Here is an 11,424-nt window from a genome sequence, read left to right as displayed (position 1 = left end):
TGGTGGAGAACAATCCCTTGAAATTGCGCATTCTGATCCTGACCATTTTGCTCGTTGTGGCAACCCTGACCGCGGTGTCCCCGGCTGAGGCGGCCCGTGCGCCCACCTTCATCCGCGACGCGGAAATTGAAAATACCATTCGGGCCTACGCGGCGCCACTGTTCACGGCCGCCGGAGTTCCCCCGGAGTCCATACGCGTTCATCTGATCCAGGACAAGGCCTTGAACGCCTTTGTTGCCGGGGGATTGCAGATGTTCCTCAATACGGGCCTGCTGATTCGGGCCGAACATGCGGGACAGATCATCGGGGTCATCGCCCACGAAACCGGCCATATCTCCGGCGGCCACCTGTCGCGGACCAGCGAAGCCCTGTCCAATGCCGGGGCCTCGGCCATTCTGGGGGCGGTGCTGGGGACGGCGGCGGCGGTCGGCACTGGGCGCGGCGATCTGGGGGCGGCGATCATGCTGGGCGGTCAGGAAATGGGCAAGCGGCAGTTCCTGAAATACAGCCGGGTTCAGGAATCCTCGGCCGATCAGGTGGCAGTAAAACTGCTTGATGCCACCGGCCAGTCTGCCCGTGGGCTGATGGAATTCATGTCCATCCTGGTCGATCAGGAACTGATTCCGTCGAGCAGCCAGGACCCCTACGTGCGCACCCACCCGATCACCCAGAACCGGGTTGATTTCCTGCGCAACCATGTCAACAAGTCGGTTTATTCGGACGTGCCCATTTCCGAAGATTTTCAAATGCGCAACGCCCGCATGAAGGCCAAGTTGATCGGTTTTCTGACACCGCCGTCGCAAACCTTGCGCCAATATCCGGAGACCGACCAAAGTCTGCCCGCCCGCTATGCCCGTTCCGTGGCCTATTATCGTCGCGCCGATACGTCCCTGGCGCTGCGTGAGGTGGATGGATTGCTAGCCGATTATCCCGAGGACCCCTATTTCCACGAATTGAAGGGGCAAATTCTGTTCGAGACCGGAAACGTCCACGCGGCGTTGCCGGAATATGAGGCCGCTGTGCGATTGGCCCCCAAGACCTCGCTCCTATTGTCCCTGTTGGCGCAGACAAGGCTGGAATCCGGCGATCCCGCCCAGGCCAAATTGGCCATCGAGGACCTGCGGACCGCCCTGCGGCTGGAGCCGGAATCCACCCATTTCTGGTCGCAACTGGGCCGGGCCTATGCCCTGGACGGTCAGATGGACATGGCCACCCTGTCCCAGGCCGAGGAAGCCTACCTCAGTGACCAGAAGTCGGAGGCGCGATTCTATGCGGAAAAGGCGGCCAAGCTGCTGCCCAGCAACAGCAGTTCCTGGTTGCGGGCGCAGGATATTCTGTTTGCCACCCAGCCCGACAAGGACGAAGAGGCCGAAGGGGCCAATAAATAAACCCCTGCTGATCGGGCTTCTGGCGCTGCTCGCGGCCTGCGCGTCCCCGGTGCCGCCGCCGACCCCGGTGTCGCCGCTCGGTGGGCGGTTGGATGTTCTGGGGCCGAGCATGATGTTCGATCCCGGTGCGCCGCCGCCCGGCTGGATGCTGCTCGGGGATCGCGTCACCGCCCGCCAGGGGCTGGCGGTGACCCGGATCTTGGGCGTTCCGGCCCTGCAAATGACGGCCGGAAACAGTTTCCCCTATGCGTTGATCCGGCCGGTGGATGCCTCTCTCCTGGCGACCCCGTTCCTCGACTGGTTCCGCTATCACGACAATCCGGTGACCGGGGAGCCGCAACCGCAACTGATCCTCGGATTCTGGGGCGGCGTGGTTCCGCCGTTGACCATGACCGCTGCGCTGCCCGGTTTGCCCTCCCATGACCGGTGGCTGACTCTGGACTGGCCCGGGACCCGGCCCGGAGACGCGGCCTGGGTCCGGGAATCGGCGGATGTGTCGCGTCTGTACGCCGAGCGCTGGCCGCAGGACGACCTGAGTCAGGTCCGGGTGCGCTTCATTGGGCTGCTGTCGCACCCGGATCGAGGCGGCTCCCCGACTCTCGCCCTCTCCGGCCTGACCCTGACCCGCTGAACGCCTTGGGCCTTGAGTGGAACCGGAAGACCGCGCAAGATGCCGGACCGTTCGATTCGTTCCTTCCCGACCTGAGAGGTATGTTTATGTTGCGTATTTTGATTGTTGCCCTAGCCCTGGTGCTGTCCGTTTCGGCGCAGGCCGCCGACGAGACCTTCAGCGAGACCCAGAAAAAAGCCATGGGCGATGTCATCCGGGCCTACCTGATGGAAAATCCAGAAGTGATTCTCGAAGCGGTGGAGGTCTTCGAATCGCGTCGGCAGCAGGCCGAGCAGGAACAACAGGTGCAGGCGCTGACCGCCATGCAGGAGGTGATCGAGCGCAACCCCGCCTCGCCGCTGTATGGCAATCCCGAGGGTGATGTGACCCTGGTGGAGTTTTTCGATTACAATTGCGGTTATTGCAAAAAGGCCTTTCCCGATGTTGTGGCGCTGCTGGAAAAGGACGGCCAGGTCCGCTACGTGCTGAAGGAACTCCCCATTCTCAGCGAAGAATCGCAAATCGCCGCCCGGGCGGCCCTGGCCGTCTGGCAGTTGGACAAGGACAAGTATTTTGCCTTTCATTCGGCACTGATGTCCCTGCGCGGCGGCCTCAACGAGGCGCGGATTCTCAAGGCCGCCGAGGACCTGGGCCTGGATAAGGACAAGGTCAAGGCCGCCATGGTGAGCCCGGAAGTGGACAAGGAACTGACGGTCAATCACCAGTTGGCGCAGATGCTGGGAATCAACGGCACGCCCGCCTTCATCATCGGCCAGCAGATCATGCCCGGGGCGGTCGGCCGCGCCAGGCTGGAGGAACTGATCGCCGCCGCGCGCAAAGGCTGACAGCACCGTCGAATGGGACTACACTCGGCGAAAATCTGGATGACATAGGGGGATATCACCGTGAACACGCCGTCTGCCGCGCCCCGTCATGCCCTCGACAGCGTCGAGGAACTGCTGGTTCATGCCATCGCCCTGGAGGAAGAGGCGGTGGAGCGCTACGAAGAAATGGCCCACTCCCTGGAAAACCACAACAATACGGAAACCGCCGACCTGTTGCGCAAGCTCGCCGGATATGGGCGTAAGCATGCCACGGAAATGCATCAACGGGCGGTTGGGCTCGACCTGCCCCATGTGGCCCCCTGGGACTTCAAATGGGGGAGTGGGGACTCCCCGGAAACGGCGGCCCTGGAAGACGCCCATTACCTGATGACCCCCTATCACGCGCTGCTCATCGCCCATCGCGCCGAATCCAATGCCCATGGCTTTTACGTCGGGGTCGCCGCCTCTTCGACCAATGACGAGGTGGCCGGTCTGGCCGCCGAATTCGCCCGAGAAGAGGCCGAACATGTGGCGTTGCTGGAAAAATGGATCGAGGCGCAATGTCCGCCGCCGCCGGGCTGGGACGAAGACCCCGACCCGCCGAACATCCCGGAATAGGGGCCGAGTTTCCTATCCTGCGGAATGCCATCCATAAACAAGCAGGGGCGCAACCTAGGCTGCGCCCCATTCATGTCAGCTTCCAGACAACGGCAGGATCAGAAGCGGTAGCCGAGGGTGACCATGGCGGTCATGGCCTGAATGGCTTCGTACTCAATGCCATATTTGTCCTTGGGTCCCGCGATGTAATGGTAATCCCCTTTGATGCCCATATAGGCCTTCTCGGTGAGATCGAAATTCACCCCGGCACTGAGATTTCCGCCGAATTCAATGTCATCGGAATTTTCAATGTTCGCTAGGCCGATGCCCGCGCCCACAAAGGGTGTGAGGCGGTATTTTGACTTGAAGTCATAGTAGCCATTGAGGGAATAGAGCATGACGGTGTTGTCGAACGTGCCGTTCAGAGATGATCCCGATACTGTGGTCGGGCCGGTCCAGGTGGTGCCGCCAGAGGTCAGGGTTCCGCTGAGAGTGGCGGCATTCAGCTCCGCCTCGAAGTATTTTATCCCAAGGCCCAGGCGGACGTTTTTGAGACCAAAATCCAGAATACCCGCTTCGGCACCGAAGGCGAGGGCATTGTCATAATCGAGCGTCAGCTTGAGATTCGTCGCGGTAATGCCGTTACTCGTCCCGGAATAGGTTTTGCTATCCACATCCTGCAACATGGCATAGCCCAGTTGGCCTTCCACATAGCCATCTGCCGCGAGAGCCTGCGCGGCTGTGGCGGTCAGAACTGCAGCGGCAATCACAAAGCGTTTCATTTTTTGCTCCCCCCCAAAGGTAATGTCGTCAATCATGAATACACTTGTAACCATATCTCATTTACAACTCATTGAAAAAGTCGTCAGAGTGGAAAAGACCTTCGATTGTGCGATATAATTGCAACAATAGGCGGTGAAACAGCCCAATATTTTTAATCTAAAGGGTAGTGGTGGGCGTCGTGTAAGGCAATTATGACGGATGGACAGCCCCCTGGATGGGGACAAGTTTCATACAACGAGGCCTGAAATCGGACAGACTCCTGGACCCCCTGTCCTCTGCCCCGATTCCGTCCATTGCCTCTGACCCCGTCCTCGACACCCCGGCACGCCGGACGAACGCCCTCCTTGACGAGTCCCCGAGCGACCGGGCGCAACAGGAAAACCTTCTCAAACAGGCCGAGGCCGACACGGAGGCGGTCTGGAAGATGCACCAGGACAAAAAGGCCGCCGAGGAGAAAGCCGCCCGGCAGCGCATAGAGATGCGCCAGAAACAGCGCCTGGAAGAGCAAAAGCAGCAGCAGCAACGGCAGGCCCTGGCCCAGAAAATGGCTCCCGAAGGCCCACCCCCGGTGGGTCACGAAGAAGACTACAAGCACGATTTCCAGAAGCACCCGGACACCCCGCAATATGTGGCCGACCAGATCCTGCGTGACGTGCCGGTGGAGGACTGGTCTTCCACCCAGGCCCTCAAGGTCAAGACCTCGCCCAGTTCATTCCAGTCCGGCCACCCGGGCAACGCCATCGCCCGGCCCAAGCTGGATCAGTGGTTCAAGAACACCTTCCCGGGCACGGTGGACCTCGCCTCCGGGCAATCGGCCAGCGGCACCAGCTTCTTCCACCCCGACGACCGCAAGCAAATCGACGCGGGCAGGCCACGAAACGGTGACCTGCCATCGCAACGAAACCCTTACTCCGCCGCAATGAGGTCCGGCATGTCCTTGGCCAGGGTGCGGCGTTGGTTGGTGGTGGTGCCGCTGAGGGCGAAGCCGAGTTTTTGGCCGTCGGGGGCGATGAATTCGGCAATCAGGTCGCGGCCCTCGCCGGTGACCCGCCATGTGCCCTCCGCCCCCGGTTTCGGCGGGCAGACCACCAACGGCAGGGCCGGGGTTTTGACCACCACCGGCAGGGCCGGGAGATGCAACGGCGTCGGGGTGCCGGTCAGGCCCTTGGCTAACGCCTTGGCCTGGGCCAATAGCGGGGCGACGAAAGGCAGCGGCCCGGCGCTGCTTTCGGCGCAATCGCCCAAAGCGAAAATATGCGGATCGGAAGTCTGCATCTCGGAATTGATTTTGATGCCGCGTCCGCAGTCCAGGCCTGCCGCTTTGGCCATCTGGGTGCGCGGCACCAATCCGATGGCCGAGAGGGCATGATCGAAGGGAACTTCGGTGCCATCGTCGAGAGTGGCGGTGAAGCCATCGTCTGCCGGGTCGATACGGGCCACGGTGCGGCCCAGACACATGCGGATTCCAGCTTCGGCCAGGGAATCGGTGATCAGGCGGCCCAACACCTCGGGCACCAGCCGGGCCACCGGCCAGGGGGCCGGATCGACCAGGGTCACCTGATAGTCGGCCAGGGCGCAGTCATTGGCGAATTCCGAGCCAATGAGTCCGGCCCCGATCAACAAAACCCGCTTGCCCTTCTGCAACCGGTTGCGCCAGGCCCGATAGTCGCACAGGTCATTGACCGTCAGCACCGGCACCGCCTCACCGCCGGGAATGGGCAGCCTGATGGGGTCGGCGCCAATGGCGAGGACCAGTTTGTCATAGGCCAAGACAGTGCCGTCTTCCAATTTTAGCTGCTTGGCGGCGGCGTCCAGGGACGACACCCGGCAATGGGGGCGGACGTTGATCTTGAGATCCTCGGCCACCTTTTCCGGAGCTTTCTGGATCAGTGCGTCGGCGTCTTTGCTCTGGGCAAAAGCGTTGGACAGCATGGGTTTGGAATACATGGCACCGTCATCAGCGGTCACCAGGGTGAGCGCGCATTCGGGGTCCAGGGCGCGGATTTCGCGGGCCAGGCCGTAGCCAGCCAGGCCACTCCCGACGATGACGATGCCAGTCATGATGCATTCCTTACGTTTTGGAGAGAGAGTGGACTCAGGCGGCGTCTTCGACCGGCTCGAAGTCGGACTTGCTGACTCCACAGTCGGGACAGGTCCAATCATCGGGAATATCGGCAAAGGCGGTTCCCGGAGCGATGCCGTCATCGGGCAGGCCCTTGGCGGGATCGTAAACGAAATCACAAACGACACAGACGTACTTCATGGATCTTGCTCCTTGGATAGCGAGTTATTGTGTTGGCATATGGGGTTGGCAGAACCTAGCTCAAGAGCCGAATTTGTCCAACGTTTCCTGGTAATGCCCGGCATGTCTTTTTTCGACCTGGGCCAGGGCGGCGAACCGCTTGGCGGCCTTGCTCAGAACCGACTGGAATTGCGCGGCATGTTCCTTGGATTCGGCGATCTGCTCGTCCATTTCGTCGACCGCAGCCTGGTTGCCTTCCTGCACCGCCAAATGGCGGAACTGCGGATACATTTCCGTATATTCATAGGTTTCGCCGTCGATGGCCATTTGCAGCATCTTCTCGACCGTCAATTCCGATTTCGGAAACAACAGGTCCAAATGACCGAAGGCATGGGCCGTTTCCTGTTCGGCGGTGGCCTCGAAAACCTCGGCCACCTCGGTGGCACCCAGTTCCCGGCAACGACGGGCGAAGAACAAATATTTGCGGTTGGCCATGGATTCGCCGGCGAAGGCGGCCTCGATATTCTTGACGGTCACACTGTTTTCGGGGTGGGACATGATTTCTGCTCCTGTGTTCGATCTTTGGCGGGTACCTGCTGGCCCCTGACGAGAGGAAAGGTAGATTTTCTTGATATATTTGTCTAATTCATTATAATCATCTCACTGATAGAGAAAAACGATCATGCATCTGCCCACCCTGCGTCAGCTTCAGTATCTTGTCGCCCTGTTGGATCACGGTCATTTCGGCCGCGCGGCAGAGGCCTGCTTCGTCACCCAATCCACCCTGAGTGTCGGACTGCGGGAGTTGGAAACGCTGCTCGACTGCGCGCTGATCGAACGCACCCGGCGCAAGGTCCTGCCGACGCCGCTCGGGCTGGAGGTCGGCGAAAAGGCCCGCCGACTGCTCCGCGATGCCCGGGATCTGGTCGAGATGGTGCGGCTGGGAGACGGAGATTTAGCCGGGCCGTTGCGATTCGGGGTAATTCCGACCATCGGCCCGTTCGTACTGCCCCGCGTGCTGCCGCCCCTGCGCGCCGCCTATCCGGCGTTACGGTTGATGCTGCGCGAGGACCAGACGGCGCGCTTGCTGGAGCGTCTGCATCGGGGGGATCTGGATTGCGCACTGATGGCCCTGCCCTATGACATCAGCGGATTGGAAAGTGCCGACGTGCGGCCGGAAAACTTCTGGCTGGCTCTGCCCCGGGGGCATGCGCTCGCCACCAAGGGACCCCTGGCCTCGACCGAACTGCCGTTGGATGATTTGATGTTGCTAGAAGACGGCCATTGTTTACGTGATCACGCCCTGGCCGCCTGTAAAATGGCTGGTCTGCGTCAGACGGGGGCGTTTCAGGGGACCAGCCTGTTCACCCTGGTGCAGATGGTGGCGGGCGGACAGGGGATGACCTTCCTGCCGGAATTGGCGCTTCAGACCGAAAGTCTCAAGGGGGCGGACATCATCTTGCGGCCCCTGGCGGAACCGGGGCCGCACCGGATGCTGGCGTTGGTCTGGCGCCCGTCCTTCCCGCGTGCCGAGGCGTTGCGCGGACTGGCCGGGTTTCTCGGAGAAAATCTTCAGCGCACCACCACATAAGCGGCTTGGTCAGCCTTAATCCGATCATCCGGTGGAATCGACCCGGCCACCAGATAGAGCGCATGATCGGCAATGTTGGTCGCATGATCGCCGAGCCTTTCCAGGCAACGGCCCACGAACATCAAGTGAGTGCCGGTGGTCGCGTCAAGAGTGCGGTCATCAATGCCGGTCAGCAAATCACGAAAGATTTCCGTATGCCGGGTGTCGACCTCTTCATCCCGTTGCCGGACATCTTGCGCCAGGATCGAATCCCGGTCCAAAAAGGACTTCACCGCATCGGGCACCATGCGGGCGACCAGCGCCCCCATCTGCAACAGAGCCTCGATCTGGGGTGCGTCACCGTCGCGTGGAGCGATGGATATGGTGTGTTTGGCGATGTTCTTGGCGTAATCTCCGATGCGTTCCAGATCGGTGGCCAGACGCAGCGCGGCGATGATTTCGCGCAAATCGGTCGCCATGGGATGACGCAGGGCGATCATGCGAATGGCGGCCTCGTCGATCTGCCGTTCCAGCTCATTGGCCGCTTCGTCCTGGCCGAGCAGTTTCTGGGCCGTCGCCCCGTCGCGGGCTTTGAGAGCCTCCAGAGCCTGGGCCAATTCCTCGCTCACCACGGCGGACATCTCAGCCACCATGGCACGCAACTGGTCGAACTCCCGCTCATAGGAACGCACGGTATGACCTTGCATGTCTTTGACTCCTTGACCAAGATTTCAGTTGTTGCAGATATATTACAGCAAGATGACAGCGTCTTGTGTGAACTTTGCCCCAAACGGCGCGAATACCCCTATTTTTTGTCTTGATAATGCGCCGTATGTCGCTAAATTCCCATCAGACGGAATTGATAATCAATCTCAATAGGTGGTGACCCATGCATATCCATAGCCTGGACGACTGGCGGCACGATCACGCCTATATTGGCGACCAGCAGGCGCGGGGCGAAAGCCGCGCCAGTTGGGTCATTGGCCTGACCGTGGTCATGATGGTGGCCGAGATTCTGTCCGGCTGGTGGTTTGGGTCCATGGCCCTGCTGGCCGACGGCTGGCACATGGCAAGCCATGCGGCGGCCTTGCTGATCACCGTCTTCGCCTATCGCTATGCCCGGCAGCATCTGCATGACCGCAACTATACCTTCGGCACCGGCAAGGTTGGTGTGCTCGGCGGGTTCACCTCGGGCATCGTACTGGGCATGGTGGCCCTGATGATGGCCTGGGAATCCATCGACCGACTGACCGCGCCGGTGGACATCAACTTCGACAACGCCATGATGGTGGCCGCCCTGGGTCTGGTGGTCAATCTGGCCAGCGCCTTGTTGCTGCACGGCGGCGGGGATCACGATCACCACCATCATGGGCACGCCCACGACCACCACGCCCACCACGCCCACCATGCCCATGATCACCACGAGCACGACCATCATCATGTCCATCACGACGCCCATCAGGGGCACCAGGATCACAACCTGCGGGCCGCTTTCCTGCATGTGATGGCCGATGCCCTGACCTCGGTGCTGGCCATCGGGGCGCTGCTGGTCGGTAAGCATCTGGGATGGGTCTGGATGGACCCGCTGATGGGCATCGTCGGGGCCATCGTCATTGGCGTCTGGACCTATGGTCTGGTCAAGGATACCGGGCGGATTCTGCTAGATGGCAACGCCGCTACCGGTCGCGAGGAGGTCATTCGCCGGGATGTGGAGGCGGATTCCGACAACCGGGTGGTGGATCTGCATGTATGGCAGGTGGGACCGGCGCAGGTGGCGGCCATCGTCTCCCTGGTCACCCATTTCCCGCGCTCCGCCGAGCATTACAAGGCGCTGTTGGCCGGGCATAAGGATATCGTCCATCTGACGGTGGAGGTGAATACCTGCGAGGCGGCGCCCTGCTTGCCGAAGGAACCGGGAGTGGTTTAATCCACGTCGATGGGAACGCCCGGCTGGGTCTTGGCCGAGCGGATGGCCAGCGCCGACTTGACGTGGCTGACGTTGGGCGCGGCGGTCAATTTCGAGGTCAGGAAGGTCTGATAGGAATCCCAGTCGGTGGCCACCACCTTCAACAGGAAATCCGTCTCCCCGGCCAGCATGTGGCATTCCCGCACTTCGGCCCAACTGTTGATCAGCGCCTCGAAGGCCTTGAGGTCCGGTTCGGCCTGACTGTCCAAACCAACCTGGGCAAACACGGTGACCGTATAACCCAGCGCTGCGGGCTCCACATCCGCATGATAGCCGCGAATAAAGCCCGCTTCTTCCAGCGCCCGCACCCGGCGCAGGCAGGGCGGGGCTGAGATCCCGGCCCGACGGGCCAACTCCACGTTGGTCATCCGTCCATCCTCCTGCAAATCACGCAGAATACGACGATCAATGAGGTCGAGTTTGACCCGTTGCATGGAAATATTCTCTCCTGAAACCACCTAATTTATGAAAGGATATTACCCACCTGGGGAGCATTCGCCAACCCATCTCCTTCATTTCACGGCAAAAATTACATCGACGGCATTCAAAAATTCAAATAATTCCAGAAAAGCCTGGAACCTATGTAATTTGGTCAGAATTCACCTTGAAAGCGGACCTGTGCGGGAGTAGTGTCGCCAATGTTCGGGCCGGTCATCGGGTCTCGAAGCGTCATTTTGTTTTTTATGGGAGGACACTGAGTCATGGGTAACGTATTGGTCGGCCGCGAGGCTCCGGATTTCACCGCCCCCACCGTGATGGGCGACAACAGCATCGACGAGGCTTTCAACCTCAAGAGCTATCTCAAGGGCTCCTACGGGGTGGTTTTCTTCTACCCGCTGGACTTCACCTTCGTCTGCCCGTCTGAAATTCTGGCCTTCGATCATCGAGTCGCGGCCTTCGCGGAGCGCAACACCAAGGTGGTCGGCATCAGCGTCGATTCCCATTTCACTCATCTGGCCTGGAAGAACACGCCGACCAATGCCGGTGGCCTGGGTCAGGTCAAATTCCCGCTGGTCGCCGATCTGACCAAGTCCATCTCCGCCGACTATGGCGTGCTGATCGAAGGTGCGGGCGTGGATTTCCGCGGCTCCTTCCTGATCGACAAGAACGGCGTGGTGCGTCATCAGGTCATCAACGACCTGCCGCTGGGCCGCAATGTGGATGAGATGATTCGCATGGTCGATGCGCTGCAATTCCACGAAGAGCATGGCGAAGTCTGCCCGGCCGGCTGGAACAAGGGTGATGCGGGCATGACTGCGACCCCCGACGGCGTTGCCGCCTATCTGACGGATCACGCCGAAGAGCTGTAAGCTCGCGCCGTTTTTCCGTCCGCAATAGAGAACAGGGGTCGCGACGCAGCGGCCCCTTTTTTCGTAAGGCGACCGCGTGCTTGCGATTGGGCGGCGGCGCATTTATCCTTTGTTTCGAAATAAGATATAGGGTG

At 60.7% G+C, this 11,424-nt stretch carries 15 protein-coding genes; 7 read left to right on the top strand and 8 right to left on the bottom strand.

The window, feature by feature from the left end:
* The first annotated feature begins 17 nt into the window (after positions 1-17).
* The 4 genes from ACYQ1P_RS05940 to ACYQ1P_RS05925 all read left to right on the top strand — a co-directional run bounded on the left by ACYQ1P_RS05940 (position 18) and on the right by ACYQ1P_RS05925 (position 3,440).
* The gene (locus ACYQ1P_RS05940; protein ID WP_460019423.1) at positions 18-1,388 is read left to right on the top strand and encodes a M48 family metalloprotease; all 1,371 of its coding nucleotides are present in this window, start codon (positions 18-20) and stop codon (positions 1,386-1,388) included.
* 49 nt (positions 1,389-1,437) lie between these two features.
* Positions 1,438-2,019 carry a hypothetical protein gene (locus ACYQ1P_RS05935; protein WP_460019422.1) on the top strand — a complete coding sequence of 194 codons (582 nt, stop codon included), beginning with the start codon at positions 1,438-1,440 and terminating at the stop codon, positions 2,017-2,019.
* 86 nt (positions 2,020-2,105) lie between these two features.
* Positions 2,106-2,843, top strand: a complete 738-nt coding sequence (locus tag ACYQ1P_RS05930; RefSeq protein WP_460019421.1) for a DsbA family protein — start codon at positions 2,106-2,108, stop codon at positions 2,841-2,843.
* Between the two features lie 60 nt (positions 2,844-2,903).
* On the top strand, positions 2,904-3,440 hold the full coding sequence (locus ACYQ1P_RS05925) for a ferritin-like domain-containing protein (RefSeq protein ID WP_460019420.1): 537 nt from the start codon (positions 2,904-2,906) through the stop codon (positions 3,438-3,440).
* A gap of 98 nt (positions 3,441-3,538) precedes the next feature.
* Here the strand turns inward: ACYQ1P_RS05925 and ACYQ1P_RS05920 are convergent, their stop codons facing one another.
* From ACYQ1P_RS05920 to ACYQ1P_RS05895, 6 genes are all read right to left on the bottom strand, one after another.
* Complete coding sequence (locus ACYQ1P_RS05920) at positions 3,539-4,237, bottom strand: outer membrane protein (protein ID WP_460019419.1); 699 nt, start codon at positions 4,235-4,237, stop codon at positions 3,539-3,541.
* A gap of 116 nt (positions 4,238-4,353) precedes the next feature.
* Positions 4,354-4,812: a hypothetical protein gene (locus ACYQ1P_RS05915; RefSeq protein WP_460019418.1), complete on the bottom strand. Its 459-nt coding sequence runs from the start codon at positions 4,810-4,812 to the stop codon at positions 4,354-4,356.
* A gap of 99 nt (positions 4,813-4,911) precedes the next feature.
* Positions 4,912-5,100: a hypothetical protein gene (locus tag ACYQ1P_RS05910; RefSeq protein WP_460019417.1), complete on the bottom strand. Its 189-nt coding sequence runs from the start codon at positions 5,098-5,100 to the stop codon at positions 4,912-4,914.
* An 8-nt stretch (positions 5,101-5,108) separates the two neighbouring features.
* The gene (locus ACYQ1P_RS05905) at positions 5,109-6,263 is read right to left on the bottom strand and encodes an NAD(P)/FAD-dependent oxidoreductase (protein ID WP_460019416.1); all 1,155 of its coding nucleotides are present in this window, start codon (positions 6,261-6,263) and stop codon (positions 5,109-5,111) included.
* 34 nt (positions 6,264-6,297) lie between these two features.
* Positions 6,298-6,465 (bottom strand): rubredoxin, encoded by a 168-nt coding sequence (gene rd, locus ACYQ1P_RS05900; RefSeq protein WP_460019415.1) that lies wholly within the window; start codon positions 6,463-6,465, stop codon positions 6,298-6,300.
* 60 nt (positions 6,466-6,525) lie between these two features.
* Positions 6,526-7,002: a rubrerythrin family protein gene (locus ACYQ1P_RS05895; protein WP_460019414.1), complete on the bottom strand. Its 477-nt coding sequence runs from the start codon at positions 7,000-7,002 to the stop codon at positions 6,526-6,528.
* Between the two features lie 124 nt (positions 7,003-7,126).
* Here ACYQ1P_RS05895 and ACYQ1P_RS05890 point away from each other — a divergent pair, with 124 nt between their 5' ends.
* Entirely contained in the window at positions 7,127-8,035 is a 909-nt protein-coding gene (locus ACYQ1P_RS05890; RefSeq protein WP_460019413.1) for a hydrogen peroxide-inducible genes activator, read from the top strand.
* Here ACYQ1P_RS05890 and phoU read toward each other — a convergent pair.
* Positions 8,017-8,721: a phosphate signaling complex protein PhoU gene (phoU, locus tag ACYQ1P_RS05885; protein ID WP_460019412.1), complete on the bottom strand. Its 705-nt coding sequence runs from the start codon at positions 8,719-8,721 to the stop codon at positions 8,017-8,019. The two genes, ACYQ1P_RS05890 and phoU, sit on opposite strands and share 19 nt — an antisense overlap.
* A 182-nt stretch (positions 8,722-8,903) precedes the next feature.
* Here phoU and dmeF point away from each other — a divergent pair, with 182 nt between their 5' ends.
* Positions 8,904-9,941, top strand: a complete 1,038-nt coding sequence (gene dmeF / locus ACYQ1P_RS05880) for a CDF family Co(II)/Ni(II) efflux transporter DmeF (RefSeq protein WP_460019411.1) — start codon at positions 8,904-8,906, stop codon at positions 9,939-9,941.
* Here dmeF and ACYQ1P_RS05875 read toward each other — a convergent pair.
* Complete coding sequence (locus ACYQ1P_RS05875; protein ID WP_460019410.1) at positions 9,938-10,414, bottom strand: Lrp/AsnC family transcriptional regulator; 477 nt, start codon at positions 10,412-10,414, stop codon at positions 9,938-9,940. The two genes, dmeF and ACYQ1P_RS05875, sit on opposite strands and share 4 nt — an antisense overlap.
* Before the next feature lie 267 nt (positions 10,415-10,681).
* Between ACYQ1P_RS05875 and ACYQ1P_RS05870 the strand changes: the two genes are divergently transcribed.
* Positions 10,682-11,290: a peroxiredoxin gene (locus ACYQ1P_RS05870; protein ID WP_460019409.1), complete on the top strand. Its 609-nt coding sequence runs from the start codon at positions 10,682-10,684 to the stop codon at positions 11,288-11,290.
* Positions 11,291-11,424 lie beyond the last annotated feature (134 nt).

This window comes from Magnetospira thiophila, from assembly GCF_054657015.1.
Note: the sequence above shows the minus strand (reverse complement) of the source record. Positions and strands in the feature narration are given on the sequence as shown.

Bases quoted from the DNA above. Each gene is read 5' to 3' on its own strand.
- ACYQ1P_RS05930 (WP_460019421.1), top strand. From the start codon at position 2,106: ATGTTGCGTATTTTGATTGTTGCCCTAGCCCTGGTGCTGTCCGTTTCG.
- ACYQ1P_RS05920 (WP_460019419.1), bottom strand. From the start codon at position 4,237: ATGATTGACGACATTACCTTTGGGGGGGAGCAAAAAATGAAACGCTTT.
- ACYQ1P_RS05905 (WP_460019416.1), bottom strand. From the start codon at position 6,263: ATGACTGGCATCGTCATCGTCGGGAGTGGCCTGGCTGGCTACGGCCTG.
- rd (WP_460019415.1), bottom strand. From the start codon at position 6,465: ATGAAGTACGTCTGTGTCGTTTGTGATTTCGTTTACGATCCCGCCAAG.
- ACYQ1P_RS05895 (WP_460019414.1), bottom strand. From the start codon at position 7,002: ATGTCCCACCCCGAAAACAGTGTGACCGTCAAGAATATCGAGGCCGCC.
- ACYQ1P_RS05890 (WP_460019413.1), top strand. From the start codon at position 7,127: ATGCATCTGCCCACCCTGCGTCAGCTTCAGTATCTTGTCGCCCTGTTG.
- phoU (WP_460019412.1), bottom strand. From the start codon at position 8,721: ATGCAAGGTCATACCGTGCGTTCCTATGAGCGGGAGTTCGACCAGTTG.
- dmeF (WP_460019411.1), top strand. From the start codon at position 8,904: ATGCATATCCATAGCCTGGACGACTGGCGGCACGATCACGCCTATATT.
- ACYQ1P_RS05875 (WP_460019410.1), bottom strand. From the start codon at position 10,414: ATGCAACGGGTCAAACTCGACCTCATTGATCGTCGTATTCTGCGTGAT.
- ACYQ1P_RS05870 (WP_460019409.1), top strand. From the start codon at position 10,682: ATGGGTAACGTATTGGTCGGCCGCGAGGCTCCGGATTTCACCGCCCCC.